A 25,669-nucleotide genomic window follows, 5' to 3' on the forward strand; every position below is an offset into this window, starting at 1 on the left:
CAATTCATGACTCCGTGACGTCTTGATATGGGATGCCTTTGATAAGAAACAGACGACCTGGCTGCCGCGAAAGATCGGCCTACCGCACTTATGGAAGTTCTCAGGTCACCGCCTTTTCCCGTTCTATGTCTTGCCGGACAAACCGGCGGATGATGCCCGATCGAACACGCTTCGGCTTACCCTCTGCCTCACAGACCTCTTCCATGTGCTCGTGCACCTCCCGAAGGTTGCCCTTGGTGATCTCGACGCTCTCCACTTCGATGTCCGGATACAGGTTCTTGATCTTCGCCAGCTGCATCTTGTTGATCACGCCCGTCAATAGCAGCACGTCATCGAACTTCTGGCCCCGTCGTTGAACCATCTCGATAGCACGGGTTATCTCGTCCGCACGGGAAACAACTGCCTGAACGATGACCAACTTGGATACCGGGCAATCCGGCTCGATCCAGCATTCAATTTCGGTTGCGAGCGCGAACATGTTGGGAAGCATGCCATCGCATATGTCGGTTCGGAACATCATCGCGCCACGGCACTGACCGAGGTAAGCTTCACCCAGCGGATCGGCCAGGAACTTGTTGTCGACCCTGTTTCCTGCAATGTATATCGTGTCATCTGGATCAATGTGATCTCCAGCGCGTTCAAGCAACTCCTCTCCCAGCTTGGACAGCGCCGTCTCCAGCGCAGGTAGGTCGCGGGCGGCGATGATTTCGCTGCGGATGATGCTGTCAGTGGCAAGCTTGTTGCCGATGCCGATGGCATTCTGCTCCTTCAATTTCTTCGACGCGTAGTGGCTGAAGCCCCGCTTCCACTGGTTCTTTGGATGCTTCTTCAACAGGTTGCAGAGTGTCAGGCTCCACTGCTCCGCCTCCGGTAGTTCTTCGAACACATCCTCGGCATGTGGCCTGTTTGCGGATTTCCATGCCTTTGGCGCGAAACTAGAATTCGGGAAGCATCCGCTTACGTCGTAGGTGATCACGATTATCTTCTGGTCGTCGGCCCTAAGATGCGAGGCGACGGCAGCCAACGACGGCCATCTGCTTTTGATATGTTCGTCGCTCTTGACGACCTTTTCGTACATACCGAAACTCTGCTCGTGTCCGGCTTTCAGCGCCTTCTCGAAAATTTCAGCGAAATATTCCCTGTCCTCGCCCGCAATCCAGAGGTAGTCGGTAAAATACGGGTGACAAAGGCTGGTGAGGACCGAGGATACTTCTTCGTCAAACCCGCCATGTTCAATGATGCCTTGGAGTTCTCCAGCCGACACCCGTGAATAGCCGTCTTCCGACGAGAACTGAAACTTGGCCACGCGACACTCCTTGAAGTCTTCCATACCTATTGGACTCCGGCCGGCGCGTGGGTTCCATCATTCATTACGATTGAGTGCGCCTACGGGATGGTCGGGATTTAGGTTCAACGTGTAGCCGTGAACCTGGGGATCGAGTCTGCGGATCGTCGATAAAGATTTCACGTCAAAGCTCCAATCGTCAACGTGCTTAAATTCGCGATTGGCTTGATCTATGATCGCTACAGCCCGATCAAACAGGCTTTCCCACTGGCTTCTCGATGGCGTTGCCACTATCGGGCCAACGCCATCGGGTATCCTGCGAGAGCAGAGAATTTGTGCGCAATCTCAGTCGCTTCGGAATGATCAATATGCATTTCGTTCAGGAACGAATTCTGGAGGCCCTCATCGACCTCGGAATAGAAGGAAAATGCTGACGGGTCGAAATTTTCGACGCTTGCTGGATCGGAAATCTTCGCAGCCAATTGCTCAGCCGAAAGGTTCGTCCCGTAGGGGGCGTTCACCGTCGACAGAACCTTCACTGCTACACTCGACATCGTGTCCACCGCATTAGTAAATAAAGCATAGGCCGGTGCGACGCAAGGAACTGTTGGGTGGGCATCATGCGGCTGATTACACCCGACGGGGACTTGGCGCTGCCGACATCGCCAGCGCGACCGGCCGGTCATCCCAGCGTTCCAGCAAAGTATCGATGAAGATCACTGGATACCCCTCCATACGAGCGACGAATTCACGAGCCTCGCGTGCGAGTTCTCCGGCCGCCAGCGCTTTGGACTGGAGGGCCTCGGAGTTCGGTTCCGACCTCCAATCGTCTGGAGTTTCGCCCAATAGCGCCTCCATGCGCTCCAGAAGGTCTTTCAGCCCGCTCTGTTCCCTCGCCGTGTCTCCGTCGAGCATTCGGTAGGCAATGGTGCACGCATCCATTGCATGGGCATGGGAAGGCTCGAATGTCAGGCGGTCTTCGTCATGGACGACGACACTCGTGTTGCCGCGGAATTCGAACTGCGCGCCATGTACTTGCGCCAACTTTACCGCGTACTCCCACGCCTCTGCCTGCTGGGCTGCCGTGAAATATCCGACTGGGTGACCGATGTAGTAAAACCGGTTGTCGGTTTTCTCGAACGCGATCGATATTTTCTCGGCCGACAGGCCGTCCCGGCTGGCGGACATAGTGACGATGAAGCCTGGCTCCGACATGCGCTCGTACAGAACCCCGTCACAGCTCCTCAGAGACGATAGCTGTGCAACCGCCTTGTCGCGAATTCGATCTAGCCACTCGCGATCGAGCTCGGAGAACCATTCGCGCTTCAGGATGGCGTCTCCGATTTCAACTTCCGGGTCGAGCTTTGGAAAGATCGGTAGACCTAAAGATTTCGCCCGCTTCTGACCACCCTTGCGGAGTCCGTGATACTCTTCGCTCAGGGCCTTGATCGGACTGTTGGCTGCCGAGTAGTAGGCCGCGACCACATCGTCGTCGATGGCCCCGACGAGCCTGTAAAATCGCCCCTCGATTTCGAAGCAGCGGAACTCTTCGCCCTTGTCGTTGGTGATGTCGATCAACGGATGAACATCGTTGGCGTCGACTTCGGCAACGTCGTAAGTCTCAATGAACTTGCCCGCAACGAACTTGTGCGACTTGTGCTTGAGCGGCGTCGCGTTGAAGGCGATCGGATATTCGTATCGAAGGGTTGCCATGCTTTTAGCCTAAGTCAGTTGCACTGACCCTATGATCACTTGATCCCGGAAACAAGCGTTGCGCGCCACTCCAACCCATTGCCCGAGCCAAGTTGCGATCGCGAATAATCAGAGCGAGACTAGGTTTCTGATGACTTGGGGGATGCGTGTCATGATTTTGGTCAACTGCGTCGGTTGTGGATACAAGGGCTACGTCGAAGACTGTGATCATCAGTTATGCAACGGTTGCCGACACGATCCGTCGGCGGTCGCCTCCGCCAAGGCCGTTCCCCATCGCTCCCAGGACGAAGCGGATGCCCCCTTTGGGAACGAGTTCTGGGCAGAATTCAGCGAGCGTTTTCTCTGACAAAACCTGCTCCCGGGCAGCTTGCCGATTTGTGGCCCATAAAGGGCGTTATCGGCCAATGGGTTTGATAACGGGTTGAATGCCCTACTGGCGCGTCAGCTTTCCAGTTACGTGAATCATGCCGCCTTGTGCCGACGACGCGTCGTAGGAAAGGGTGTTGTCGCTCAACTTTGTCAGCACGACTGTGGTGGTCTCATCTTCGTTGATGTGCCGGTAGGTCATCCGGGTGCCGGAAATCGTTCCGTCAATCCGTTGCGGTTCCCCGACGCTGGAGGCCGATATCCCGTTCCCGTGGTTTCCATTGACGGCGATGTCCAGGGTGATCGGGCCGCGCGCGAAACCCCATCCAATCGAACCAGTCCATCTCCCTTGAAAATATCGTGGGCCGCCGCTATCGGCGGCCTCGCCCCCACCCGACTTCTTTCCAGCGGAATCCTTCGATGCATACTGAGTGCATTTCTTGAACTGCACCGATTTCTTCGTGATGGGCTTGGTCCCGAAAAGACTCTCGTCTTCGCTGCTACCGTTCTTGATAACGGTTGTCTGCGGTGTGTTGTCGAGGAAGTACTCCACCTTCGAGCACGAGGAGGCGGAGCTTCTCACCGTAGCCTCGGCGGAATAGCTTCCTTTCGATCCCGAGGTACTGTCGATCGATATCGACGCCCGGCACGATCCCACAGGCTTGTCAAAATCGCATTCCGCGAGGGCCACTGCCGGAGACAGCGTCACCGCGATGACCAAAATCAAATGCCTCATTCAGCTCTCCTTGAATCCCGTACGAGGGTCGATACCACGCGAATCTCAGGATTTCATACTCCACTTGGGGGAGGGTTGCGCAGACGAGCAGGAGCCATTGACCGATAAATGACGTTATCGGGCGGCGGACGTTTTCTGCTGGAGAGCCGCCTGAGCCACGGCATCACTGAACCGGATCAGAGCGTCGTCTATGGGGCGGTCTATGTCCACGTCGGCGGTAAAGCTGGCAAAAGGCGTCGGTCGTACCGTGGCCGACGTCAACAAGAACACCTGCGTCACTCGCGAGTGGACGACGCGAAACCGGCCGCCGATATCGACGCAGTTCACCAATCCCTGATCGATCAGTATGCCATTGGTGTCGCAGCTAGCGTCGAGAGGAATCGACCTGAGGTTGGCCCGGATGTCAGCGGTGAACCGCGATCTTTCAGTGATAATCCATCCAGCCAGCGTCACCACCGCGACCATTCCGATCAGCGCAAGCCAGCGCCATGCCACCGCCTTCACGTTTGGCGATCCTCCAAGCCAAGCTCCGCCAACAGGGACTTGAGCTTGAGGTCTCGGATTCGCGCGCTGATTGGCCCGCGGGGCTCGGCGTTGGTGAGTTCCATCAGCTCCGTGATGTTCCTAACGCGAATTTCAGCAGCCTGGAGGGCATCCAGCTCGAAATGTAGCTCGAACAGTCTGGTCAAGATGTCATAGTCGTCGGACTCCTCGGCTGTTTCGTGGGCTTTGGCGAGGAGCGAAAAGAACATCTGGCGCAGGCTTTCATCGCCGTTCGCCATGCCGCTTGCGATGGCCGATATGAGCGTTTCCGCATGTTCTTCTCCGTCGTCGAGTGTCAGGAGGTACCACCGGAGGATCGCTGCGGATGCCCTGTTCATTGTAGTTTTCCCATGCTGTATGGTTCCAGTATCGGCCCATGGCAACTTGCCTAGCAAGGCGATATGCTTCATGCCAATGGAACGGAGAAAAGACATGTCAAAAGCCCGCAGCATTACCGACAGGGCCGTAGAATGGGGCTACCTCGTCGCGGCCGGCCTCTCCGCCATCAACCTTCCAGTCGACATCTCGAAATACCGCGCCGGGGATGGTGGTCTTCTCCCTATAATCGGCGGCACGAGCATGATTATCGCTTACGGTTGCTATAAATGTCATCCAGATGAACGCTACTTCAGAGGCGTTGAATACAGCCCGCTCAGAAGTGTCGGAAGCCAAGATGGCGCGCGAGGGCGAGGTCGAGGAACTGGAATCCCGTCTCGGCCGTCGGCCCAATAACGGCAATCTTCCAAAGCCGTAAGCGGTCAGAACAGTTCTAAGTCTTCGATATCGTCCGCGATGGCGTTGACCGATTTTCGCGGCCACGCCACCATCTATTTCTCAAACGGAGAGATACGAATGACGGAAGAACAGTCTGGTGAATTTTCAAAGGAAGACCTGAAGAAGGGCCTCGAGAACATCTTTGCGTCGATCCTGGGCGAAGCAGGCCGTGCGGCGCAGGAAGTGCTGTCCGCGCATGAGAACGATCCGGCGATTCTCGAGGCCACGGAGGCCCTTCGTGAACTTGATTACCGCAGGTTCAAGCACGCTTTGCTTCGTCGCCATGACCAACTTACGGATGCCCTCTTTAAAACGGTGCATGGCGACAATCACCACCTGCTTTTTCTCCTGAAAAAGCAGGACTTCGTCAGCCAGCACATCCGGAACCTCTTCGTGGACGTCGAGGGCACGAGCTGCTGCGCCGACAAGGAACGCACCGTGATGCGGGCGCTTGTCCGCCACTACCACTCCGGCAAGCAGATCGCGTTCAACTACGACGCAGAATACACCTACATGCTCCCCGAGATCGTCTTGCGCGACCACGACAGCATCATCGCCTATTTCGACGGCCTCTACCGCCTCTACTATGGCAATCCCAAGCCTTATCTCGCTGAGATGCTGAAGATCGCGCAGCAGGCGCAGGCCGCGAAGGCTGCGGCGGCGGTTGACGCCAACTAGGCACCCGCTCTCACTGCCGGATAACCGTGATTGTCTGTCAGCAAGAGAGCAACCTCCACGCTTCTTGATTGCGATAGTTGGTTGACGCGCCAAGCCTTAACGTCTTCAATTTGTGTAGATGAACACGGAGATCACGGATGAATTCCCAAGACGTTAGAACGACATTTGGCCTGCGCAGAATGGAGCTTGGCTTTATTTCCCTGATGCTCCTTACGGCCGCAGGCCTTATCGTCTGGTATATTTCCTGGAATCTTGACGCATTCTTCGCAGTGGTTGTGCTTTCCGTCGGGCTTCCTGCCCTGTTTTACGGATTTGGATACGTTGCCGAAAAGGCTTACATCCTGACGCCGCAAGGTCGCGTTGCAGCTGCGAAATTTGATGCCGAGGTAGAGAACCGTCGATATGCCGAGGCGGTACCTCGGGTCTGCGTTATGACGCACAAGTCAGCGTCCGGCGACTACACTGGCACCGTTTCGGTCATGGGAGAACCAAGCAAGCCCGACTTCTCGGTCACGGCCATTGACCTCGATGAACTTGTCGATCAAGCGAAGAAGATCGCAGCCGACAATGGTGCGAACGCCCTCTGCGTTTTCAATCAAGACAGCAACTCCGTGATCACGTATCTCAAGAAAGTTGAGACCCGTGATTGGGTCGAATCCTGGAATGAAGAAAACGGCAAAGGACTGGCCGAGTTCCGGCAGCGTGCTGCGTGCAATCAGTGCCTCCACGACGGCAAGACTTTCAAGATCGGCGTCTGATCGCTTCAAGTACCTTCGGTGACCGGTAGGATGACTATCGGTCACCGAAGGTGAAGCATTCAGGAGTCACAGATCGCAACCTATGCAGCCCGTCGACGGGCCTTTGGTTTCTGACTGTTCTTTAGTCCGTTTCCGATGCTTTCGAGCATTCTGTGTACAGTATCGATCTCGCCGAGCTGATCGGCCCTCAAAAAACAACGAACGCAGAACTCGTATCTGTCTGCCGCTTCGTCGTGATTATAGAAAGCGGCGATCGTTGTCGGGATTCCCTTGTCCATCCTAAGCGCTTCGTATTCAGGCAAAGCGTGAAGCTGCGAAAGCGTGCTGTCGTCCCTTACGTAACGAGAAACACTGAGACCAGCTTCGCCAGTGATCTTTGCGCGAACGATGGTGTGTCCAAAACCCCAATCGAAGTGTTCATGTGAGATACGCCAAATTTCGGCGAATTCCCCTCGACCCTCCAGTGCGTCGTGTGCGGACTCATCACTGATGGAGTCAAAGAGCACGTCAGAATCGTATGGGTCGGCACCGTGAGCAGCGCTGGCCAACATCCGCCTTAGCTTGCGGACCTCATCGCGAGACAGGCCGGCGACGGGATTGTAGGGCTTCGGTGTTTCGATCACCTTGGACTCTACTTCAACCTTCGGAACTCCGAACAGGCGGTTCAAGACTGTGCTTGTCAGGCTATGTTTGGCGGCGGTTGCAGTCATCGTAATCTCCTGTTAGCCGCGCTTGGCGAGGTCATGTTCGCTGAAGTAGACGTAACCTGGATCGAATTCGTCGGCCGCCTTCTTGGCGCGCTCGTACAGGTCCGGATTGTTCGGGTATTTTTCGCGGTAGCTTTCCGGGGTGAACCTGGTCGTCGCCTGCTCGCGGAACGCGTCGAGCGCGGCAGCATCATCGACGCGGCCGTGATAACGCCAGCCCGTCTCGTAATCCCAGAACGCCTTGGTAACGACGCACTGTGTGCCGGCGTGCTCGAGAATCGCGGTGCCGCCCGACGTGTTGTTGGTGCAAAGCGTTCCGGTTACCAGGACACTTTCTCCCAGTGCGGCAGGGCTGGGGTATTCAGTAGGCTGGTTGTCGTCGATGAGGATGATTTCCATTGCTTCCCTATCCCTGCCAAGCCGACCGTTATCTGTCGACGAATTGAAGACTTCGAGCCTTATAAAGTGTTGACAATGGAGCGTCAACGCCAAATTTATGACGTCGATAAATTGCCGACCTCACGATCCCGTACCTGTGCGGCGAAGAGATGGGCTTGGCGGGTGCGGGGCCTTGGTGTAGCGTTTCTTGGCGAGCACACGGAGGATTCGAATGTTCGGTCTGTTCCGAAAGCGCGCGCAAAACGAGGTCGCCGCCGACTTCCTTCAAGAGCTGGCGATTCGCGTGAGCGGGGGTTATCGGGCATTCGGCCAGAGCATGGCAAGGACACTCGTAAGCCGTGGTGTCCCACGAAAACCTCTGGAGGCTTTAGCCTCGTCCCCTAACTCGGCATACTATTTCTGCATAGGCGTCGCGTGCGAGCAGATGCAGGTTTCCCTTGAACTGCTCGGGCCTGATGGCGCGAAGATAAACGCGGCCATTACCGAGCAGATGATCCGCAGCGGCATGCCCTTCGGTGGCTACGAGACTGGAAGAGCGATCACTGAAATCAGGGAGGAGATAATCTCGTCTCCGACAAACAGCCGGGTTTTCGTGACGAGGGCATTGTTCTCTCGCCAAGGGTTCATGACCAGAGAGGTCCTGCATGCTCTTCGTGACCCAGCCACTCAAGCCCTGATCAACGCGACGACAGTCGTCGACGGCGTGAGCGGTAGCATGAAAGCGATCCTGGCACGACGAGGCCTCGTCGCCGCGGACAAGTGACGGCGGAACGGCTGTTTTTGGACAAGCGCAGGTCGGGTTTCGGTCTGCGTTGCAGGGCCAGACAACCGTTAGACCACGCCTGCTAGCTCTCGGCCTCCTCCAATTGCGTTATTCCGGCCGCCAGCCGTTTTGATATGTTGATGTCGCTGCCGTTGTCACCACACGCTGCGGGAGCGTTCTTTGGAACCTCATTCACGCTAGGGCGAGGCTTGCACGACATGAGCAACGATTCCGCGGCAGTTTCCTACGGCCCGATGCGCTGGCTGAGCGTGCGGGCGCTGACCGGCAGGTATCCAGCCTCGGCCGCACTCGTTGGCCTCATATTCGGCCCAGCCGTCGTGATGGCTTATCTCGGGCGCGGCTGGCTGGCTCTGGCGTATATCGTCGCTGGCAATGCCATATCGCTTGGTGAGGTTCTCCTCTTCGGATATGACTGGACGACCCCGACCTATCTTTCCTTCGCTGTCTTCAACCTGATCGGCGCGGTTCACGGTTATGTCACCGCCCAGGAAAGCGATCGGACGAGCTATCCTTTCTACGGGCGTTGGTATGGTCTCCTCGCTCTCTTCGTGGGCGCTCCATTCGTCGTGATCATGTTGGTCAAAGGCTTCGTGTACCAGCCGTTCACGATCCCGACCAACTCGATGGCCCCCACGCTCCGCTCCAAAGACTACGTCATCGCCAGCAAGTTCGCATATGGGTACGGTCCCTACTCCTTCGTCTTCGACATCGGGCCGAAGGTCCCTCTGTTCAGGGCCGATCCGCAGCTTGGAGACATCGTGATCTTTCGCGTACCGGACGGCTCCGGCAACGACTACGTCAAGCGGGTCGTGGGGCTGGCCGGCGACCGTGTCCAGATGAAGGCTGGGCGACTATATGTGAACGGATCGATGGCATCCCGGAAAGAGACGGGGAAAGTCACGATCGAGAATGTAGATTTCATCGTCTACAAGGAGAGGCTCCCGTCGGGACGCTCGTACTCGATAATGGAAATCTCCGACCTCGAGGGCGGCGACGAAACGGCCGAGCTGACGGTCCCTGAAGGCATGGTGTTCGTTATCGGCGACAACCGAGACCAGAGCAACGACAGCAGGTACACTGCCGTCGGCTATGTACCGGGCGACAATGTCTTCGCCCGGGTCGATATCGCGTACGCACACGAAGACAATCACTGGCGGCTGGCTGAGTGATGGATCGCTCTATCCGATCACTTCCTTGAGGCGGGAGGTTCGACCGCTTCCATGGAAATCTCCGCGGTCCTGTCCAAGGCGGACGTCAGGCGCTATATTTTGGCCATCACAAGGAGCCGAAGGCCATGACCGCCGATCTCAGCCTGCACGAGACCCTGACCCTTTGGAGCGCCGGCCGGCTATCGTGGGAGAACGCGATGGAGTCTCTTGCGTCGACAGAGCAGGAGCTGGTTGCTCTCGCCCACGAATTTGGTTTCAAGGTCCCCGACACCGCCGAGGAAGCGATGAGAAAGCGCCTTCGGCTCCACGGCATCCCGTGGGCTGAGGGCTTCGACGAAGCGCGCGAGGATGAATACCTGGCGTATCTCGAGATGCCGCAACGAGAGCGCGACAAACTGCGCAAAGCGATGCCCGACGAAACCTCGGAGCTGTACGTCGCCCTTGAGATTGCCCGGATGGAATTCGAATGGCGCGCCAAAAGGTTTGACTCCATCACCCAGGAGAAGATCGACGCCCATCCAGAATGGTATCCGCGGTAAGCCCAAAAACAAAGAAGCCCGCCAACGCGGCGGGCTTGATGACGTCGTCATATTTCAGCAATCGCCTCAGCAGCGCGCCCCATCGGGGTTCGTAGCTTTTTCGTGGCGTTATTTTGCGCGACGACGGGTCAGCGACAAGGCCGTCAAGGACAGAACGACCGACAGCAGGCTCAGCACCTGGACATTGGTGTGGCTGGAGGTTGCGGCGTTGGTGAGGCTGGCTTCCTGCGCCTTCTGGTATGCGATCGGCGCGTAATAGAGCGCGGCACCGGTCAGCCCGACGAACGTCGCTACCGCTACGCCGAATACAGTCTTGGTGAATACGTTTTTCATGAGACACTCCTTGTTTGACGATTATTCTTCAATGAATTCATTCTGGATTTGCGTCGACAAATTGAAAACTCCGTCTACGGTGCGGGAACCGGAAATTACATTCCGATCTCTACGAAACCGCGAGCTTCAAACTGTTCAGCCCTGCTTTTGGCATGTTTCGTTGTTTCGTTCAGCAGCTTGAACGGTCGTCTTGCGAAGCTAAGCTGTGCTCCTTCACGGCCTTCCTCGTCCACAAAGGTGGCTGCACAGACACCAATCTTGGTGTTTCCATTGCCGGATTCGAACTCGCCGAACTGTTCTTTGGCGTTTTCCATCAAGTCCATAGCCGAGCGGTCTTTAACCTGCGCAATGATCGCCCTTTCGTGTTCCTGGTTGTACTCGCCAACCAACCTTCGAACACCTTGGATGCGTTCGAATACCCTGAAGGCATGTTGTTCAGGAATCAATTGGATGTCCGTCGCGCCGCGCGCTAAGGCGGCGTCAATCAGCTGTTGCAGCACAGTGGAACCTTTCATTTTGCCGTGACTCAATCACATCACGCAAAAAAGGCGGCGTCAACAAAATTGTAGACGTCGCCTCGCATCCCGCGCCGGTTTCCGTTTGGTCAGGCGATGATCTTCGCGGAGTAGCTCTCTGCCACCCTCTTGCCGATCCTCATCGTCATCGTGTCTGTTTCGAACGTGAAGACACCGCCATTATCGACCCTGACGATATCGCTCGGCGTAACCCGATGATATTCGTAGTTTCCACCGTAATAGTCGTCCTCATCCTCGTCTTCTTGCTTCTTCTTCTCGGCAACCCGCACGTAGACGCGCTGTCTCACGACGTCGTGGAAGGGATTGTATGCATAGCCGTCGTTGAAGGATCGGCCCGCCCCGCCCTTCCGGACGGAATCGGCATCCCAGCCGAGGAACTTTTCGTCGATCTCACGCTTCAACTTTACTTCGAGGACGTCGTAGCACTCCGCCCCGCCCCATTCCATGCTGACGTTGAGGTATTGCATGACTTCGCTGATCGGCTCGTTGTAACGGTTCATTTCTTCGACGATCGCCGAAAGCATGTCAAAGGTGAAATTGCGGAACAACTGAGCGTAGCTGACGACCGAGTCGATGCGAGACTGGTCCGCAAGTTTGTCGATCAGATATTCACGAACGGCCTCTTCCGATGCTCCGGTGTACCGATAGACATAGAAGAACCGACCTGGACGGTTGAGCATGAACTGGTTCATCTTGCCGATGTCATTGATCGCCACCATAAACAGCTTCTTCGACAGCATCGTTCCGTCGAGGACCGTCAGCAACTGGTTTTGCGCCGCGGTGTCGTACACCTTCTCGAACTCGTCGAGGACCACCAGCGCCGGCTGGGTGATCGCCTGCATGTATTGGTTGAAGTCGTCTCCGCAGTAAGGCGCGTTGATAATGATCGTGGGAATCCCGTGCTGTCTCGCCAGCTCGATCGAAACGCGCTTGGAGAGCAGGGTTTTTCCAGACCCTTTTTCGCCGGCCAGGATGACACCGGTGGTCGCCGGCCGCGACATGAACGTATTGATGATCCGATCGTAGCGCTCGATTTCCCTTCCGTACGTCTTTTCCGGCAGCGTGAAGTCTTCGATCTCAGAAAGGTAGTAGCCAAGAGTAGGGTGGTTGTTCAGCAGGTAGGTCCCAGCGGGCAACTTGTCGTGTACTTTCCGAGGGGCTGACGCGAAAAACCAGTCGCGCCCCTGACGTTCAAAAAGCGTCATCAAAATTCTCTTTCAAAGCGTTAGGACTCAAGGGTGTTCCGGCCTGCCCAACTCGTCAACCGATGGCTGGCCGATAAGGCCTGTTATCGGTCATTCAAGACCCCAATCCGAACGCTGAGGTCTAGGCGGGCAGCGATGTTACCTGTGGTCAAACTGCTTCAGAAACTCTTCCGATGCAGTGATCGCCGCATTCACTCGATTCTCCGTCTCGGGCCATTCTTCGTCGTCGAGAAAGCGGCTGTCCCAATTTGTCACCCAAGACATTACCTCTTTGAGTGCGGAGACGAGCTTTCTCTCTCTATCGATGGCCATTTCGGTCTCCGTGGGCGCATCTTTCCTGCTGTGAGTCTCGATGATGATGTTGATGACTTCGGTCAATCTAGGCTGCGCCTCGATTATAGCCTTCAGCGCCTCAACCGACACCCCAGCAGGGAGCGGTGCCCGTCGCAGGATCGCATCTATCCTTGGCTTGGCGTTGGTCTCATAGTGGACCAGGAACCAATCTGTGATCTCGTCGTCTAACTTCAGCTTCTTTGGGTCGATGATGATGTTGAGCATCATCAAGGCTTTGGCGAAATCGACTTCCTGACGACCTCGGTCAAGCGCGTCTTCGATCGTTTCCGCATCGATCTCGGTCACGTCCTCGGCATGAAGGAGGGCGTAGGCGTACATTCCAATACCGGTGGAAAGCCATTGCCTCGGCTCGCTTTCGACGTCCGTGTAGACGAAGGTCTGCCCGTCGGCGTACCCCACCCGACCCGCGGAGCCCGAGATCAGAAATTTCATGGCTTCGGCTCGCTTTCCTTCTGAAGGTTCATGATCAATTTGGCGACCTCTTCGCAGGCGTCGTACTGTCCTTCGGACCAAGCACCCTGCCCGTTTGGTAGAGACGCATCCCAAACAGCCTCCAGGCACCTTTCCAAGGCATCCCTACGGCCTTGCTCGTACTGAGCCTTCAAATCCATTGATATTTCCCCTCTTGTTGTCTCATCGAAACAAGCCAGCCATGCGGCGATCCCGATTTCCATTCACTGGGTGCCATTGTACGTCGGTCCGCAGGCTCCGGGGAAGCCGGCCGGGCAGCCTACAGTTCTTCGACCTTCGTGCGCCTTGGAGTTAATCCCTGTCTGGTCGGATGAAGTCATGCGCCGCATTGCGAATGTCCTTCAGGGACGACCTGATCGCCAGCAATTGGATTTCTAAGTCGTCCTCTTCGAGTTCGACTCCTTCGATCAAGTCGACGGCATCCTCGATCCTCTGAAGGCCTTGGACGATGGATTTCCATGTTTCGAGACGGTCAACCATATCACCTCCCATCGCAGTGCGTGCGCCACTTCCCCGACTATTGAGGGGCGCTAGCCTAACAGGATTTCAAGGGCCCACTTGGTGCCGTGGCCGATAAAGCTCGTTATCGGCCAGCTTCGCACGTTGGTAGCGTCAGAAAACCAAGGCAACAAGGCTGGTCACGCCCGCTCCAACGATCGTCATGGCCGATGCCCTAACCCATCTCTTGGCAATCGACAGTCGATCCTCCGGGACCGCGCCGACGGAGTGAATGACAGCAACGATAGAACACAGTCCGATCACCGCAACGACTCTCGCCCAATCCAGCGCGGCGGCCTTTTGCAGTTCGTCAACGCCGACAAACGCGCAGCCTGCCACGAAGCCCGCAGTCATCGAGATCGCCTCATATTTATTGGTTTTGATCTGGTCGATTTGACGTTTTCCAAGCACGGCCGCGACCTCAATCATGGAACTCGATTGCCTTCTTCATCGACCTCGAAAGCGCACACGGCGGGATGATACTTGTCATCGAGGAGAACCATTCCGTTTTTCGCGCACGTCGCTTCCCGGAGGGACCGAATGTGATCCCTCTGCGGAGCTTCGCTGCTGAGCTTGAGACCCAGGATCATAAGCATGACAAAGACGTAGAAGACCGTTCCGAAAGCAATCGAGACCACCAGCCCGATAAAATTATCGGTTCCAGAATTCTTTTGATGTCCTGATTTGATCTCGGTCATAACGCTCCAGCCCTATACACGCCTCTATTTACGATGGCTGGAGGGATGATTTCTTGCAAGTCTGGTTCGCAATTCCGAAATCGAACGATGTTTGGCCAGAGCATCTTGCCCTGCATAACTAAACCCACTTCCTACGGAGCTGGCCGATAACACCTGTTATCAGCCGCCGCAGTCCGTTGCTGACGAATACGATGCCACACGAGAGAACCTGAAGTCCTTCACCTCTCCCGCAGTGACGATTTTCGATGCGTACTGACGGCTTCCAGTGCGCCGATATGGACCGTCTGTCCAATCGTTACGGCGCGATCTCGACAACTGGAACTATAGCGAATTGCGCCGACGAGGCTTTGCCGTAGTAATGGATTGTGGGGTCCTATCCATGATACCAACGAAAGAAGGCGCTATGATCGAGGAACAGATACTGGCGATCGAGGCCACAATGGCTGACAATGCTAGGACGGCGGTACTTGAGGCCGGCGCGTGGCTTCCAATGGAAGGCAGCTCGACCACCGTCCCCGTCACACAGGAAATTGCCCAGCAGACGCTGACTATTGAGCATGATGGGGTCCTGCTTTATCCGTCGTGGGTCGTTGCTGGCGACGTCAATTTCCCTGGACGGGATGCATTCGAAATGGTCGTCACTCTCCTAAGGGACGCAGGCTACACAAACTGGAACATCGCGATTTGGCTAGCTTCGAGCTGTAGTTTCTTGGATGGGCAACGTCCGCAAGACACTCTCTGGAATTCACCAAGTGACGCTGTCGAAGCCGCCGAGCGAGAAATCCTCGGGATTACACACGGCTAGCCCCGGCGCATCCTGAACAGTGGGCTCGACGTCTCCAACGGCCGATACCGAGTGTTATCGGCCGCTTCGTTGATCAACGGCCTCACCAGGCGGCCGGCGTTCGTCATTCGCTTTGTTCCAAGTCTACAATTCCGCATTGGCATGATGACCTGCGAATGCGTATCAAGAAACATCTCTCCCTGAGTTCAGGATTGGAGACCGCGACCGAGAACGGGTCGCTTTCCGTTGTAAAGGACGCGCTGCGGCTCGTAGACCTCGACAGGCTGGAAAAGAAGGTCTCACGGGAGAAAGGTCGGGAAGGACGATTGCTTTGGTCTCCGATCCAGATCAACAAGGCTTTTGAAGAACGGATGGATGCCGCCGGTTGGCAGGAATACACGGACAACTACTTTGTCTGCGAGGACTTTGACGTCAATCGCGCCGCAGCTCTGCTCCCCTACCACGAGCAAAAGGCGTTTATCCGCGCTGCGCGTCTAAAGCCATATCGCTCCAACACGCAGAGCGACTTCCTGCGGGACGGAATGGTGATCGAGATGCAGCTCGGCAAGTATACCTTCCCATTTTACGACATCATGATCAAAAATTCGATCCTCCGGCGGATGGGGTTGGTCCAATGCGCCATCGAGATCGTGCCAATGAAAGACCTTCAGGCGCAGATGTCTTCTGGACCGGCCTACTTCGAACACGTATCGGACAAGTTCAGCAAAATGCACCCAGACGATCTACCACGCCTTCCAACGTTGATACTGGGCATCTGCTAGGCGTCCGCGCGGCCCTGTGACCGATAACTCATGTTATCGGTCAGGGAAATCAGCCGTATGTTGGTTTCTGCAATATCTGGTCCTCTTCACTGAAACCGCAGTCAGGGAAGTCGCTGAAATCTATGTCATCGATCACGTCGATATCGCCGGCCCATCCTGCCTCGAAAGAAAGGAATTCAAGGTTCGATTTAATCCTCTCGACGGTCGTCGCGAGATAGCGCGCCCCTCCCGCCGATTGCGCCTCACCAGAAATGAATATCTCGAGGCCGCCTTCTGGTGCTGATGGCTGCTTCTCCTCCGCCAGCTCCTTCAGGGCTTCGATTACCGTTTCCACTTGGTACCCCACCGCCCACGAAAGCGCCGCCGAAAACCCTCGGCCGCGGTGACATGGCGAAAGGTAGATGGCGGCAAGGTCCAAGGTTAGATAAAGATGGGACTCAACCTCGTCGTCGCCGTGGTCTTCGAAAGCCAGCGTCATTCCGAAAATCGCGAATCCGGCAGGTTTGTCATCCCCTTCTTGTTTCACCTCGACCACGATTTTCTCGTGTTTGGCGGCACTGCGAAGCCACTTGTCGTACTCCCAGTGTTCGTCGCCGCCATCGCCTTTCAACGCCTCGATCAACCGATCAAGTTCCGTCTGGCCTTCGACCTGATTGAAAATGTAATCCCTCTGGTCTGTTCTGTCGCCCATCGGGAATATCTCGTCGACGGTGCCACGAGGCACGACAGGTTGACGCGCCACTTCGGCCAAAATCGGATTGTATTTCTCGGCCATCGCCTCAAATCTGTCCGTGGCACTCTCCTGCATTGCTGGGACAGCGGCTCGAATTCTGGCTTCCATTTCTGCTAGAGTATACAAGCTATCGATCTCCTTTATCCCCTATACAAGGTCTCCTACTGTCTTTGGCAATCGACAACGCCATTATCAGTCATCGACTAAGACTGTGAGCCCGACCTGACAAATGCATGCCTCTCAGGTATCGTCTGCTAGCTACCAAATCGACTAGGAACCGCCGCATGATCACGACCGACAAAACATGGACCGCCCACTGGGACAAAGCCGAAAAGGCGCTCGAGCAAGCCCGTTTCCTCCATGCGGCGGATATGTTCGATGGCGCATACACGCTCGCTCTCAGGTCCTGCGTACAGGCCGCCATTGCGGTATCGCTGAGGCTGAACGCCGACCCAAAGGTGCCCGATTATCTTCCACGTCTTAGGAGATGCTTCAAAGACGGCCGGTTGCCCGAGGAACTTGCCCACCCCTTCGACAAGATCATTAGGGCGCACGCGGTTGATCTAACGACGGCAGAGGACCGTGATGCGGCGGCCGCTGCCGGGGTCATAGAGCTCGCTGGAACCTTCCAACGCGCGATGCGGTCTGCCTCCGATCTTACGGCTTCTCATTACTCGCCAGCGGTGAAGCGAGCCGCCAAGGCGCGTGGCATCAGCATGCCACCGACACCGTTCATGTAGAGGCCTCCCATCAAGGGATTACGCGACGTGGGAGGCCGCACATAGAGATGGCGGCCACCGGCCTATCTTCCCATCGCTCGACCGCCATCGCCACGAGAGTTGAAGTGGACGGAGTGACGTATCGAGAGATAACGACAAGACTGTTCATCATCTGATCGAGTATGCTGTCGTCCGTCTGTCCGGTCGGCATGTCGTTCAATGTATCGAGATAATCGAGGTGGTGCTGTATCGCCCACCCGTTCGGGCCGCGCACGCCGCCGACGACAACGCCAGCGGCAAGCGACCGCAGTGTCCTCTCGTGCATACTCTCATCCGTTGGAAACCCGACAGCCATCCTGTCGATCTCTTTCTCATCGATAAGAATGCCTCCCCACTCGACATGGGGATTCTTGGCCACCGCAATTCTTGCAACCTCGCAGATGGTGTCTTTGTCGCTGATCGGGAAATGAAGTCCTTGCGGATGGCGCGCGAGGTCGGGCAGAAGGTTTCCCCGCTCGATCCACAGAGAACACTCCTTGCTCCGTTTGTTTCGTTGCGTAACCATCAGCCTAAGAGACGGCTCGCCCACCCTGATCGCCAGATGCCCGTCGATCACAGCGACATTTTCCCCCACCCATTCCCTCAGGCGCGCCAAGATGTTTTGTCGTTCTGTGCTCTCGATCCACCGTGACTGAGGTGGCTCCGACATGAGGCGGTTGATTTGGAGCTTCATTCTGCCGTTGTCGAAAAAGCGAGTTGGGTCGATTATTTTCGACAATTCACGCATTGCCGTCGCTCGCCGCTCGGCATCAACGGGGCGGCTGTCCAGGCATCCTGTGACGCCCGTGCCGAAATACGCCCAGTGTCGGCCGTCCCTGACTAGGGTTCCGATGCCTTCGCCGAGTTCTGCACCTTGGTCGAAATCGGAAAGGGAAAATTCCGCCAAGTCCATCAGGTCTTTGTCGTAGCTCACCATCTCGCGAATGTCGCTGCGGTTCGGGCTGCGCCCCGTGAACTTCTGAAAGAACGGCATCTCGACGATCATTGTTGGCTCCGGCGTCTGCTCGTTTGAGCCAACACCTTCGCGCCGCGGGATACAAGATCAAGTCCCTTAATCGCGTTCCGTGGGTTGGGCCCTCACCCGATCTCGTCTAGGCAGATCGACAGGAGTTCGACGGCGCGCTGGATGTCCTCGCCGCGGATGCTGCCGCAATGCAGGCGGATGTATGGTCGGTTGCGCCCATCGGGATAGTGCTGGCGGTTTTCGTCGAGCAGCAATCCGCTTGCCCGGCACCGCGCGACCAGCGTACCTGTTTCCGTGGCATCAAATAGCGGCAACGCGACGTAGGGGCCACCCTCTGGTGCCGCAACGCCAACGCCGAAAACATCCCTCAGTGTGGATCGCAACGTGTCTGACCGCGACTTGAGCTCATACCGCCACCGACTTAGCGCTTGTGGCGTGATGCCAGCCCTCGCCGCCTCTTGGATGAACCGTGGTGTCGACAGTTCCATAGTGATCTTACGCGACCGCAGGGCCTCGAGCGTCTCCGCATTGGAGCGGACGAAACCGATCCTGAAGTCAGGACTGACGATTTTCGACAGGCTGCCGATGCGGATGCTGCGCGCCGGGTCAGCCGGGACAGGGGACGGCGGGTTCTCGAACCACAGCGCCTCGTAAGCATTGTCTTCGATCACCCAAGCGTCATAACGACGCGCAACGGCGGCAATGCGCTCCTTCGCCTCCTGAGACAATGAAATGCCTTTCGGGGGCGTCAGGTTGCTGGTCAGCAAAATCGCGTCGATCGGGCCGATGCGTTCCAGCTCGTCGACGTAATGCCACGGCCGCACGCTCAATCCGAGCTCCTTGGCTTGCCGAAGGACGGCGAAATAACACGGAACTTGGATGGCGATGGCCTTCTCGCGGCCAACGTGCTGCATCGCTAGCATCAATGCCTGCGTGGCAGACCCGGTGATTAGAGCTTCTCCGGTCCAATTTGGCGTGAGTGCTTTCACGTCTTCCCGAAGCGCCTGCTCACCCCACGTATCGGCGTAGGAAGCGGCGCGGCGCACATCGATGGCCTTTATCGCTGCATCCAGCTCGTCCACCGTCTCGTTAGGCAGAAGTACCGTGTTGGATTGCAGAGACAGCAAGGCTATTCTCCTGACCGAGAGGCGACGTAGCAGATGCTGTTGCCTTGGTGATAGGATTCCAGTGACAGCCCGGCGGCCTCAAACTCCTCGCGGAGCCGCTCTGGCGCGTGCTGATAGAAATGGTTGACGTCGAGGACCGCATCCCACCGACCGGTATTGAAATCCACGATTTCGGTCCGCTGGGTGTGTAAGACAGCCTCGTCGGTGATCTGGTTGTTCTCGCGCGTCCGAACGAGGACATTCTCCCGCTCGGTTTCGATGTCACGCGCCTTCGAGCTACCGGCCGCGATCTTGGCGAAGCCGTTGAACACGAAACGTCCGGACAGCGTTAGAATGCGTGCAATGTTCTTCGCTACCCTTCCCAAATCCTCGGGGCGGACGTAAGCGAATGCTTGGCGGACCGTCACGAGGTCATATGCCCCGGAAGGGATGTCGCTGAGGTCCTCGAGTTCGGCCACCCCGCCCTTGCGGCCGAGCCTGCTCTCTGCAACTGCCAGCATCGAAGTCGATCTGTCGGCGAAGTCGATTTTGTTCAGGCCAAATGCCTGCAATGCCAGCGTCGAGGCCCCCGTGCCGCAACAAAGATCAAGCACCGACGCATTCAAAGGAATAGCCATCTGGTTGATCGTCCGTTCCAAGCTGGTCGGCTTGTCCACCGTGGCCTGAAAGCGCGCGTAGGCGTGATCGTAGAATTCGCTGTTGTGCCTATAGAGGCCGTTCGCCATCAAGATCGGCAGTAGTTGTTGATGGTGTTCGAGTAGGATCAGGGTGCCATGATGCGGCTGGTTGATCACCTGCGCTCCGCTCTGCACAGCCTGTGCAACGGCGTTCCAGTCATCGGTCGTCCCGGGTGTCGACACGGCAGGAACCGTGACCCCTTCCGGCAGAAATACGTGACTATGTACGACGTAGTTGATGTCACGTCGTTCCTGGAGGATGCGATGGGCAAGCGGCGCGTTCAGGCTGGCTTTGCGCCCGGCGCTACTGACGTGGACGGTTCCATCTTCATCGACGGCGGTGATCAACGCGAAATCGTCTGGGCCAGGCCTCTCCTTGTTCGAAGCGCGAGCCGTGATCAGCGTCCCCGCGGCCGTACGCTTCGCGACAAAGCCAAACTCCGCGCCAGGATATTTTGGATCGCGTGCTTCGTATTTGGGGAAAAGCGACCATTTGGCCCACTCTCTCGTGTGCCGGATGGCTTCTGCGAGATCGCCGTCGATGGAGCCAGGCAGGCCGCCCAAGGTGAGCTCGGTCCTATTGTGCTGCTGGCCCACACGGCTTGTAAGCAGGTCGACGAACGATCGAGCGGTTGTGTCCAAGCCCTTCGAAGGAACGATGCCTCGTTCACCCGTGATCAAAAGAGATCGGTCCGCTGAATCTGCCCCGCGCGGCAATAGGGCTAGCATCATGGTGCAGCGATGCTTGAGAAGGCTGGAATAACCGTCGTCCATTGCCGCCGCGATGGTCGTCGCGTCGTTACAGCCGTGGACGCCGATCAGCGTCACGCTTGGATTGGCAGCCTTGACCTGACGCATGAGGTCGCCCGACAGCTCTACATCAGCGATCAACGCCTGCGCGTCCTCGCTGCATTCAACGAGCGCTGCCGCATCCTGCATGCGGACCTCAGCCACCATGCCGCTTGCGCTAGCCTCTTCGGCTAGGCGACGCAAGACGTGACCATGGCGGTAGTCCTCGGTCGGCAGGACGACCAGCAGTTTGATCATGCTGCCGCGCTCGTCTGGTGGGCCAGCAGCTGGGCGATTTTCGAGCCGATCACCTTGCCCACGTCGAGCTTGCTGAGTTCGGGCAATACTTCGTCCCCCATCGGCGTCACCATCGTAATCTCGTTCACTCCCGGGCCCCGGGAAGCGACGGCTTCGCCTACCTGATTGGCGCAGATAAAGTCAGCGCCTTTCCGGCTCAGTTTGTCACGCGCATACGCCAAAACGTCGTGCGTCTCGGCCGCGAAGCCGACCACGACCGATGGGCGCAGCGACGCATGGTTCCCGACGGACCGCAAGATATCCGGGTTCTGGCACAGCTCCAGCGTCCGGAACTCGCCTTCCTTGATTGGGACTTCGTGCGGCTGCTGCGAGGCGAAATCCGCGACCGCAGCGACCCCGACAAAGACATCCGCCGGAAGCTCGGCCATGACCGCCCGATGCATCTGCATCGCAGAACTGACGTGGACCGTGCGGATGTTTTCACCCGAGGGTTCGCGCAGAGACGTCGGGCCAGACACCAGAACCACTTCCGCGCCCATTCCCGCCAATGCCTCGGCGATTGCGTGTCCCTGTCGACCTGACGAGAAATTGGTCATCACGTCGCCGAAAGCCGTGATTGGCTCGGCCGTCGGGCCGCTGGTGACGACGACCTTTCGACCTGACAATGGTTTGCTGGTGTGGTCGACCGCGGGGGTCCCCACCGTCTTGGTGGGCGTCGACTGGCCAGGCAGGTCACTGACGACCGTGCGGATATCGTGGACGAGCGCCGCGTTCCCGACTTCGAACCACTGCTGACGATTGTCGTATCCCAACACCGCGCTTTTCGGGAACATCCACCGAAGCCGCATGATGACGTCGATGTTTGCGACGACGTCCAGGAACACTGGAACGCCTTCCTCGGACTTGACCTTAAGCTTATGTTCCGACGGCTGAACCGGGATGACCGAAGGTATGTTGGCCAGCTGGACGATCGCGTCATACGGCTCGGAATTGTGCTTGGCGCAGGCGGCGAGCAGTTCCTTCGTGCAAACGATCTTGGAGCCGTTGACCGTATCGAAATTCGCGGCACCGGACGGGAGGCTCACCGTAGAGGAGTTCACGGAGACGAATGTCACCGAAGCTCCGAGGGCAACCAGCGCTGCCGCTGCTCGTGCGCCATGAGACTGATCGCGCTTATGGTTGGCATAATGACGGACGCCATCAATGCTTTCCCGAGGGCTGCCGCCGACAACAAGAATACGCTTGCCTCGAAAACTCTGCTCCGCCGGACTGGCCATTCTTGACACTCCATCACCAAACTGGGCTTCGGAATATCAAGACCCCATTTAATTGTCAACACTGGATTGCGTCCTGAAGTCATGAATTAGCTTCGATGGAATCTCGCTCACCCTTGCGCCTCGCCTCAACTTTGCGCCGGCTTTGACTTGCTTTAATTTGTATCATCTCCAGCGAGGCGGGGTTTTCCAAACGTGGACGGACAGATTGCTAGATACCTCGACCAGTTCACTGACGACAATGCCGTTTTGACCATGCTCCACCTTTCCGTCGGAAGGGTCCTCAATAAGGCGCTGTCGCGGGGCGACGATTGGACCGTATTGGCGGACGAACAGGCTATCGGACACGTCGTGGACTGGCTTACGGTGGCCATTGGCGCGCGAGCTGAGTGGCTCGCAAACGTGGACGAGCTAGGCCGGCCCAAGAAACTGATGAAGTTCGGGAGCATCGAGGCGATCGTCAAAGAAGCCGACAAGGCGATGCGGCTCGATATCGAGAGAGGCAGCCGGGCGGCACTTGCTTCTGGAGACGAAAGGATCGTCATCACCCTTTCTGGAGGGATGTCGATCGTCGAAATGTTGTCAAAGGAAGCTCTTGATCGCGAAAGTTCGATCATGCAGCACTGCGTTGGCAACGGAGGATATGACAAATACATCGGGTCTGGTGATGTGACATTTTACTCTCTTCGCGATGCCAGCGGTAGACCTCACGCTACTCTTCAGGTCGACCTAAGGGACAGAGCGATTATCCAGACCCGCGGAAAGCAGAATGCTGTGCCAGTCGAGAAATACATGGCGGCATTAATGGAAGCTGTTGTTGTGACCAAGCTCCAAATCGAAGACGTCGATTTTGTGATTGATCGCACAGACAACATCCGCCAAAAGGCTAGTTTGCCGGATGTTCTTAGCGTCTACGGGAGCCTCGTTCTCTCCGACCAGTTTTCGCGTGGGCCGTTGCCGAACGTAGTGAGCGTCGAACTTGATTTGTCGCTAAACGGCCGAGACGACATAACGGAGCTGCCAACGATCCTTAGCGTCGGACGAAGCATCTTCGCGTCTGGGACAGGCATAAAGGACTGGCGGCCTCTGACAATGCTTCCTGGACACCTTATCCTCTCTGGAAGCCCCGTCGAGCATTTGGCCGACAAGCTAGCGGTCAATGGCGATCTCGACCTGAGAGGTACACGGCTCACGAAGCTGCCGCAGGAGCTTTGTGTCGCTGGAGACCTCGAATTGCACGACACCGCGATACGAGTTTTGCCAGAGGGCCTCTACGTTGGGCGAACGCTCACGCTGGGTAATGCACCCGTTGAATCGATATCTGCGGGTACGGAGGTCGGGACCCTCGACCTCAGGGGTTCGTCCCTCAAGGAATTGCCCGCTGGCTTGATTATCAATAACGACCTCATTCTTTCCGAACCGTTGTTGGGTGGCAAGCTCCGGTCGATATCGCCGAACGTCGAACTCCGTGGAGAGGTGAAGGTTACCAAAGCCAGAACAGGCGGATTGCGCGGCTTCGACAAAGGGCCGAACACATACAAGGGACACTTCTGCAAGTCCTACACGCTCGAAGAAATTCGGGGGTACTTGACGTCAGATTTTATGGACTTGCCCTTTTGAGACCCCAATGGCCGATAAAGCCTGTTATCGGCCAGTGAATTCACACGAACCGCTCAGTTCAGCGCGCCGGTCGCGGCCTTCTTCGATTGCACAACCTCCCCCCACGTCCGTCGTCCGTACATGATGTCGGACGCTTCCTCGTCCGTGAAATAGCGATCGGGGTCGGTAATGAAGCATACGGCCCTTTTGATGTGTTCGTTGTGGAAGATGAACATTTCACCTTCGTCTTGCGTTTTCAGTTCGCGAAAATCGATGCGGTCAACTTCTGTGGCGTTCAGTTCCATACCTGCTCCTCCCTTTGGTGCGCGACCATTGTCTCAGTGGGCGCAAGCTAAGGCAAACACCTCTTTCCGGCCGATCTCCCGATCCATGCTCAGCCCAGTGGATGGTTGCGCAACTTGTAGTCTTCAAGGTGACCTGACATGCCGGCGGCGGCCAACTGGGCGAGCAAGTCAGACTCTGTTACGTCCGTCGCCACCTGAAATACGATCGCACACGTACTCGTTCCTGGCCTAATCGATGACGCCAGAACCCTCGACCCCGCGAGAGCCTTGGACACATTGTCTGTCATCTCATTGGCATCAGTGTCCCGGCATGTGCGATCGAGCGATACAACGACATTCGCGTTCGGGGCATTCTCGTACATCAATGCCGCTGCCACGTAGGCTCCAAAGAAAAGCGCCGTTGGTAGGATCGCCTTGATGCAACAATCCTTGACCTCCGCGACGATGGAATCCCACCTGCTTTTCTTTGTCGGTGCCCGTTGCGCTACGCTCGGCTGATCAGGCGCGGCAGATACGACCTCTTCTCTGGGAGCAAGCTGCGCGTCGATAACAGCAATTGCTGGATCGAGGCCCAAGACCTTGCATACCGAGAGGCGGGGCTCGGCCGACACGTCTTCACCCTTCTCGATCTTTCGAAGCGTCCTAGCGTCGATGCCAGCCTCAATGGGCGAGCCGCTTCTGTGTCATCGATTGGCGAATGCGTTCATTGAGGATTGTGTTCATGGTCGTCTCCGTTTCATTCGCCCCAGTCAGCACTTCCCGCAGAAGGTTGTTAAGGCCCCGACGGTACGTTTCCGCAGAGTTTCCGCTCTCTTTCCGCTTCTTCCTTGGTCCCGCGCGGGCCAGCGACGAAAGCACGGCAAGGCCCTGCCCTCGCGTCGCGGCTTCCATCCCATTTACTCATCGCTGACGTCCTCAATTCGTGGAGGTCTCGTTCCAAACGGAGTCATTAAATACCGTGGTCGGCCGTGTCAAGGAGTGCGGGGTGCTACCCCTTGGCCGGTGACGCCTGTTATCGGCCAATGCTCTTGCCGTCTTCGACCGGCCAGAGC

The 25,669-nt window shown here is 56.9% G+C and carries 33 protein-coding genes; 10 read left to right on the forward strand and 23 right to left on the reverse strand.

All coding sequences use genetic code 11. From position 1 onward, the window contains the following. Window positions 1-100 precede the first annotated feature (100 nt). The 6 genes from FHT76_RS04105 to FHT76_RS04130 form a co-directional block, all read right to left on the reverse strand. Window positions 101-1,306, reverse strand: a complete 1,206-nt coding sequence (locus tag FHT76_RS04105) for a hypothetical protein (protein WP_259184457.1) — start codon at window positions 1,304-1,306, stop codon at window positions 101-103. Window positions 1,307-1,575: 269 nt separating this feature from the next. Continuing rightward, window positions 1,576-1,839 (reverse strand): hypothetical protein, encoded by a 264-nt coding sequence (locus FHT76_RS04110; RefSeq protein ID WP_259184458.1) that lies wholly within the window; start codon window positions 1,837-1,839, stop codon window positions 1,576-1,578. A 76-nt stretch (window positions 1,840-1,915) separates the two neighbouring features. Continuing rightward, entirely contained in the window at window positions 1,916-2,998 is a 1,083-nt protein-coding gene (locus FHT76_RS04115; RefSeq protein WP_259184459.1) for a hypothetical protein, read from the reverse strand. Between the two features lie 430 nt (window positions 2,999-3,428). Then, window positions 3,429-4,100: a hypothetical protein gene (locus FHT76_RS04120; protein ID WP_259184461.1), complete on the reverse strand. Its 672-nt coding sequence runs from the start codon at window positions 4,098-4,100 to the stop codon at window positions 3,429-3,431. Window positions 4,101-4,214: 114 nt separating this feature from the next. After that, window positions 4,215-4,604: a hypothetical protein gene (locus FHT76_RS04125; protein WP_259184462.1), complete on the reverse strand. Its 390-nt coding sequence runs from the start codon at window positions 4,602-4,604 to the stop codon at window positions 4,215-4,217. After that, entirely contained in the window at window positions 4,601-4,981 is a 381-nt protein-coding gene (locus tag FHT76_RS04130; RefSeq protein WP_259184464.1) for a hypothetical protein, read from the reverse strand. Before FHT76_RS04130 ends, FHT76_RS04125 begins: the two co-directional genes overlap by 4 nt. Window positions 4,982-5,259: 278 nt before the next feature. Here FHT76_RS04130 and FHT76_RS04135 point away from each other — a divergent pair, with 278 nt between their 5' ends. The 3 genes from FHT76_RS04135 (at window position 5,260) to FHT76_RS04145 (ending at window position 6,853) form a co-directional block, all read left to right on the forward strand. After that, window positions 5,260-5,397: a hypothetical protein gene (locus FHT76_RS04135; protein ID WP_259184466.1), complete on the forward strand. Its 138-nt coding sequence runs from the start codon at window positions 5,260-5,262 to the stop codon at window positions 5,395-5,397. Between the two features lie 98 nt (window positions 5,398-5,495). Then, entirely contained in the window at window positions 5,496-6,095 is a 600-nt protein-coding gene (locus FHT76_RS04140; protein ID WP_259184469.1) for a hypothetical protein, read from the forward strand. A 137-nt stretch (window positions 6,096-6,232) separates the two neighbouring features. Continuing rightward, window positions 6,233-6,853 (forward strand): hypothetical protein, encoded by a 621-nt coding sequence (locus FHT76_RS04145; protein WP_259184470.1) that lies wholly within the window; start codon window positions 6,233-6,235, stop codon window positions 6,851-6,853. A gap of 80 nt (window positions 6,854-6,933) precedes the next feature. Here the strand turns inward: FHT76_RS04145 and FHT76_RS04150 are convergent, their stop codons facing one another. Then, complete coding sequence (locus tag FHT76_RS04150; protein WP_259184471.1) at window positions 6,934-7,563, reverse strand: hypothetical protein; 630 nt, start codon at window positions 7,561-7,563, stop codon at window positions 6,934-6,936. Window positions 7,564-7,575: 12 nt separating this feature from the next. Further along, a complete protein-coding gene (locus FHT76_RS04155) occupies window positions 7,576-7,959 on the reverse strand; it encodes a hypothetical protein (RefSeq protein ID WP_259184472.1) in 384 nt (127 codons plus the stop codon). 211 nt (window positions 7,960-8,170) lie between these two features. On the opposite strand from FHT76_RS04155, the gene FHT76_RS04160 reads away from it, so the two are divergent. The 3 genes from FHT76_RS04160 to FHT76_RS04170 all read left to right on the forward strand — a co-directional run bounded on the left by FHT76_RS04160 (window position 8,171) and on the right by FHT76_RS04170 (window position 10,451). Further along, window positions 8,171-8,722, forward strand: coding sequence for a hypothetical protein (locus tag FHT76_RS04160; RefSeq protein ID WP_259184473.1), 552 nt, complete (start codon window positions 8,171-8,173; stop codon window positions 8,720-8,722). A 218-nt stretch (window positions 8,723-8,940) separates the two neighbouring features. After that, a complete protein-coding gene (lepB, locus tag FHT76_RS04165) occupies window positions 8,941-9,912 on the forward strand; it encodes a signal peptidase I (RefSeq protein WP_259184474.1) in 972 nt (323 codons plus the stop codon). A gap of 125 nt (window positions 9,913-10,037) precedes the next feature. Beyond that, window positions 10,038-10,451: a hypothetical protein gene (locus tag FHT76_RS04170; RefSeq protein WP_259184475.1), complete on the forward strand. Its 414-nt coding sequence runs from the start codon at window positions 10,038-10,040 to the stop codon at window positions 10,449-10,451. Window positions 10,452-10,559: 108 nt separating this feature from the next. Here FHT76_RS04170 and FHT76_RS04175 read toward each other — a convergent pair whose 3' ends face one another. From FHT76_RS04175 to FHT76_RS04210, 8 genes are all read right to left on the reverse strand, one after another. Further along, window positions 10,560-10,784 (reverse strand): hypothetical protein, encoded by a 225-nt coding sequence (locus FHT76_RS04175; RefSeq protein WP_259184476.1) that lies wholly within the window; start codon window positions 10,782-10,784, stop codon window positions 10,560-10,562. A 95-nt stretch (window positions 10,785-10,879) separates the two neighbouring features. Continuing rightward, window positions 10,880-11,299 carry a hypothetical protein gene (locus FHT76_RS04180; protein WP_259184477.1) on the reverse strand — a complete coding sequence of 140 codons (420 nt, stop codon included), beginning with the start codon at window positions 11,297-11,299 and terminating at the stop codon, window positions 10,880-10,882. An 89-nt stretch (window positions 11,300-11,388) separates the two neighbouring features. After that, complete coding sequence (locus FHT76_RS04185; protein WP_259184478.1) at window positions 11,389-12,525, reverse strand: AAA family ATPase; 1,137 nt, start codon at window positions 12,523-12,525, stop codon at window positions 11,389-11,391. Window positions 12,526-12,663: 138 nt separating this feature from the next. After that, complete coding sequence (locus FHT76_RS04190; RefSeq protein ID WP_259184479.1) at window positions 12,664-13,311, reverse strand: hypothetical protein; 648 nt, start codon at window positions 13,309-13,311, stop codon at window positions 12,664-12,666. Next, the gene (locus tag FHT76_RS04195; RefSeq protein WP_259184480.1) at window positions 13,308-13,553 is read right to left on the reverse strand and encodes a hypothetical protein; all 246 of its coding nucleotides are present in this window, start codon (window positions 13,551-13,553) and stop codon (window positions 13,308-13,310) included. The genes FHT76_RS04190 and FHT76_RS04195 overlap by 4 nt, the downstream gene beginning before the upstream one ends. Before the next feature lie 88 nt (window positions 13,554-13,641). After that, window positions 13,642-13,830 carry a hypothetical protein gene (locus FHT76_RS04200; RefSeq protein WP_259184481.1) on the reverse strand — a complete coding sequence of 63 codons (189 nt, stop codon included), beginning with the start codon at window positions 13,828-13,830 and terminating at the stop codon, window positions 13,642-13,644. Window positions 13,831-13,962: 132 nt separating this feature from the next. Beyond that, window positions 13,963-14,277 carry a hypothetical protein gene (locus FHT76_RS04205; protein WP_259184482.1) on the reverse strand — a complete coding sequence of 105 codons (315 nt, stop codon included), beginning with the start codon at window positions 14,275-14,277 and terminating at the stop codon, window positions 13,963-13,965. Next, entirely contained in the window at window positions 14,274-14,546 is a 273-nt protein-coding gene (locus FHT76_RS04210) for a hypothetical protein (RefSeq protein WP_259184483.1), read from the reverse strand. The genes FHT76_RS04205 and FHT76_RS04210 overlap by 4 nt, the downstream gene beginning before the upstream one ends. A gap of 403 nt (window positions 14,547-14,949) precedes the next feature. Between FHT76_RS04210 and FHT76_RS04215 the strand changes: the two genes are divergently transcribed. Then, on the forward strand, window positions 14,950-15,351 hold the full coding sequence (locus FHT76_RS04215) for a hypothetical protein (RefSeq protein ID WP_259184485.1): 402 nt from the start codon (window positions 14,950-14,952) through the stop codon (window positions 15,349-15,351). Window positions 15,352-15,506: 155 nt separating this feature from the next. Continuing rightward, the gene (locus tag FHT76_RS04220; protein WP_259184486.1) at window positions 15,507-16,112 is read left to right on the forward strand and encodes a BglII/BstYI family type II restriction endonuclease; all 606 of its coding nucleotides are present in this window, start codon (window positions 15,507-15,509) and stop codon (window positions 16,110-16,112) included. Window positions 16,113-16,161: 49 nt separating this feature from the next. Here the strand turns inward: FHT76_RS04220 and FHT76_RS04225 are convergent, their stop codons facing one another. Beyond that, complete coding sequence (locus tag FHT76_RS04225; protein WP_259184487.1) at window positions 16,162-16,887, reverse strand: hypothetical protein; 726 nt, start codon at window positions 16,885-16,887, stop codon at window positions 16,162-16,164. Between the two features lie 242 nt (window positions 16,888-17,129). Here FHT76_RS04225 and FHT76_RS04230 point away from each other — a divergent pair, with 242 nt between their 5' ends. Further along, complete coding sequence (locus FHT76_RS04230) at window positions 17,130-17,585, forward strand: hypothetical protein (protein WP_259184488.1); 456 nt, start codon at window positions 17,130-17,132, stop codon at window positions 17,583-17,585. A 10-nt stretch (window positions 17,586-17,595) separates the two neighbouring features. Here FHT76_RS04230 and FHT76_RS04235 read toward each other — a convergent pair whose 3' ends face one another. From FHT76_RS04235 to FHT76_RS04250, 4 genes are all read right to left on the reverse strand, one after another. Continuing rightward, complete coding sequence (locus FHT76_RS04235) at window positions 17,596-18,609, reverse strand: hypothetical protein (protein ID WP_259184489.1); 1,014 nt, start codon at window positions 18,607-18,609, stop codon at window positions 17,596-17,598. A gap of 92 nt (window positions 18,610-18,701) precedes the next feature. Further along, window positions 18,702-19,715, reverse strand: coding sequence for an aminotransferase class I/II-fold pyridoxal phosphate-dependent enzyme (locus FHT76_RS04240; protein ID WP_259184490.1), 1,014 nt, complete (start codon window positions 19,713-19,715; stop codon window positions 18,702-18,704). A 2-nt stretch (window positions 19,716-19,717) separates the two neighbouring features. Then, window positions 19,718-21,439, reverse strand: coding sequence for a methyltransferase domain-containing protein (locus FHT76_RS04245; protein WP_259184491.1), 1,722 nt, complete (start codon window positions 21,437-21,439; stop codon window positions 19,718-19,720). Next, window positions 21,436-22,716, reverse strand: coding sequence for a phosphopantothenoylcysteine decarboxylase (locus tag FHT76_RS04250; RefSeq protein WP_259184492.1), 1,281 nt, complete (start codon window positions 22,714-22,716; stop codon window positions 21,436-21,438). The genes FHT76_RS04245 and FHT76_RS04250 overlap by 4 nt, the downstream gene beginning before the upstream one ends. Window positions 22,717-23,034: 318 nt before the next feature. Here FHT76_RS04250 and FHT76_RS04255 point away from each other — a divergent pair, with 318 nt between their 5' ends. Beyond that, window positions 23,035-24,333 carry a PcfJ domain-containing protein gene (locus FHT76_RS04255; protein ID WP_259184493.1) on the forward strand — a complete coding sequence of 433 codons (1,299 nt, stop codon included), beginning with the start codon at window positions 23,035-23,037 and terminating at the stop codon, window positions 24,331-24,333. Window positions 24,334-24,386: 53 nt separating this feature from the next. Here the strand turns inward: FHT76_RS04255 and FHT76_RS04260 are convergent, their stop codons facing one another. Both FHT76_RS04260 and FHT76_RS04265 read right to left on the reverse strand, forming a co-directional pair. Continuing rightward, on the reverse strand, window positions 24,387-24,617 hold the full coding sequence (locus FHT76_RS04260; RefSeq protein WP_259184494.1) for a hypothetical protein: 231 nt from the start codon (window positions 24,615-24,617) through the stop codon (window positions 24,387-24,389). A gap of 89 nt (window positions 24,618-24,706) precedes the next feature. Next, window positions 24,707-25,228 carry a hypothetical protein gene (locus FHT76_RS04265; protein ID WP_259184496.1) on the reverse strand — a complete coding sequence of 174 codons (522 nt, stop codon included), beginning with the start codon at window positions 25,226-25,228 and terminating at the stop codon, window positions 24,707-24,709. Window positions 25,229-25,669 lie beyond the last annotated feature (441 nt).

The sequence above is a fragment of the Rhizobium sp. BK176 genome, from assembly GCF_024808055.1.

What these genes read in the sequence shown, in the direction of transcription:
- FHT76_RS04110 (WP_259184458.1), bottom strand. Translation starts at nt 1,839, where the DNA reads ATGTCGAGTGTAGCAGTGAAGGTTCTGTCGACGGTGAACGCCCCCTAC.
- FHT76_RS04115 (WP_259184459.1), bottom strand. Translation starts at nt 2,998, where the DNA reads ATGGCAACCCTTCGATACGAATATCCGATCGCCTTCAACGCGACGCCG.
- FHT76_RS04120 (WP_259184461.1), bottom strand. Translation starts at nt 4,100, where the DNA reads ATGAGGCATTTGATTTTGGTCATCGCGGTGACGCTGTCTCCGGCAGTG.
- FHT76_RS04130 (WP_259184464.1), bottom strand. Translation starts at nt 4,981, where the DNA reads ATGAACAGGGCATCCGCAGCGATCCTCCGGTGGTACCTCCTGACACTC.
- FHT76_RS04135 (WP_259184466.1), top strand. Translation starts at nt 5,260, where the DNA reads ATGAACGCTACTTCAGAGGCGTTGAATACAGCCCGCTCAGAAGTGTCG.
- FHT76_RS04140 (WP_259184469.1), top strand. Translation starts at nt 5,496, where the DNA reads ATGACGGAAGAACAGTCTGGTGAATTTTCAAAGGAAGACCTGAAGAAG.
- FHT76_RS04145 (WP_259184470.1), top strand. Translation starts at nt 6,233, where the DNA reads ATGAATTCCCAAGACGTTAGAACGACATTTGGCCTGCGCAGAATGGAG.
- FHT76_RS04150 (WP_259184471.1), bottom strand. Translation starts at nt 7,563, where the DNA reads ATGACTGCAACCGCCGCCAAACATAGCCTGACAAGCACAGTCTTGAAC.
- FHT76_RS04155 (WP_259184472.1), bottom strand. Translation starts at nt 7,959, where the DNA reads ATGGAAATCATCCTCATCGACGACAACCAGCCTACTGAATACCCCAGC.
- FHT76_RS04160 (WP_259184473.1), top strand. Translation starts at nt 8,171, where the DNA reads ATGTTCGGTCTGTTCCGAAAGCGCGCGCAAAACGAGGTCGCCGCCGAC.
- lepB (WP_259184474.1), top strand. Translation starts at nt 8,941, where the DNA reads ATGAGCAACGATTCCGCGGCAGTTTCCTACGGCCCGATGCGCTGGCTG.
- FHT76_RS04170 (WP_259184475.1), top strand. Translation starts at nt 10,038, where the DNA reads ATGACCGCCGATCTCAGCCTGCACGAGACCCTGACCCTTTGGAGCGCC.
- FHT76_RS04175 (WP_259184476.1), bottom strand. Translation starts at nt 10,784, where the DNA reads ATGAAAAACGTATTCACCAAGACTGTATTCGGCGTAGCGGTAGCGACG.
- FHT76_RS04180 (WP_259184477.1), bottom strand. Translation starts at nt 11,299, where the DNA reads ATGAAAGGTTCCACTGTGCTGCAACAGCTGATTGACGCCGCCTTAGCG.
- FHT76_RS04185 (WP_259184478.1), bottom strand. Translation starts at nt 12,525, where the DNA reads ATGACGCTTTTTGAACGTCAGGGGCGCGACTGGTTTTTCGCGTCAGCC.
- FHT76_RS04190 (WP_259184479.1), bottom strand. Translation starts at nt 13,311, where the DNA reads ATGAAATTTCTGATCTCGGGCTCCGCGGGTCGGGTGGGGTACGCCGAC.
- FHT76_RS04195 (WP_259184480.1), bottom strand. Translation starts at nt 13,553, where the DNA reads ATGGAAATCGGGATCGCCGCATGGCTGGCTTGTTTCGATGAGACAACA.
- FHT76_RS04200 (WP_259184481.1), bottom strand. Translation starts at nt 13,830, where the DNA reads ATGGTTGACCGTCTCGAAACATGGAAATCCATCGTCCAAGGCCTTCAG.
- FHT76_RS04205 (WP_259184482.1), bottom strand. Translation starts at nt 14,277, where the DNA reads ATGATTGAGGTCGCGGCCGTGCTTGGAAAACGTCAAATCGACCAGATC.
- FHT76_RS04210 (WP_259184483.1), bottom strand. Translation starts at nt 14,546, where the DNA reads ATGACCGAGATCAAATCAGGACATCAAAAGAATTCTGGAACCGATAAT.
- FHT76_RS04215 (WP_259184485.1), top strand. Translation starts at nt 14,950, where the DNA reads ATGATCGAGGAACAGATACTGGCGATCGAGGCCACAATGGCTGACAAT.
- FHT76_RS04220 (WP_259184486.1), top strand. Translation starts at nt 15,507, where the DNA reads ATGCGTATCAAGAAACATCTCTCCCTGAGTTCAGGATTGGAGACCGCG.
- FHT76_RS04225 (WP_259184487.1), bottom strand. Translation starts at nt 16,887, where the DNA reads ATGGCCGAGAAATACAATCCGATTTTGGCCGAAGTGGCGCGTCAACCT.
- FHT76_RS04230 (WP_259184488.1), top strand. Translation starts at nt 17,130, where the DNA reads ATGATCACGACCGACAAAACATGGACCGCCCACTGGGACAAAGCCGAA.
- FHT76_RS04235 (WP_259184489.1), bottom strand. Translation starts at nt 18,609, where the DNA reads ATGATCGTCGAGATGCCGTTCTTTCAGAAGTTCACGGGGCGCAGCCCG.
- FHT76_RS04245 (WP_259184491.1), bottom strand. Translation starts at nt 21,439, where the DNA reads ATGATCAAACTGCTGGTCGTCCTGCCGACCGAGGACTACCGCCATGGT.
- FHT76_RS04250 (WP_259184492.1), bottom strand. Translation starts at nt 22,716, where the DNA reads ATGGCCAGTCCGGCGGAGCAGAGTTTTCGAGGCAAGCGTATTCTTGTT.
- FHT76_RS04260 (WP_259184494.1), bottom strand. Translation starts at nt 24,617, where the DNA reads ATGGAACTGAACGCCACAGAAGTTGACCGCATCGATTTTCGCGAACTG.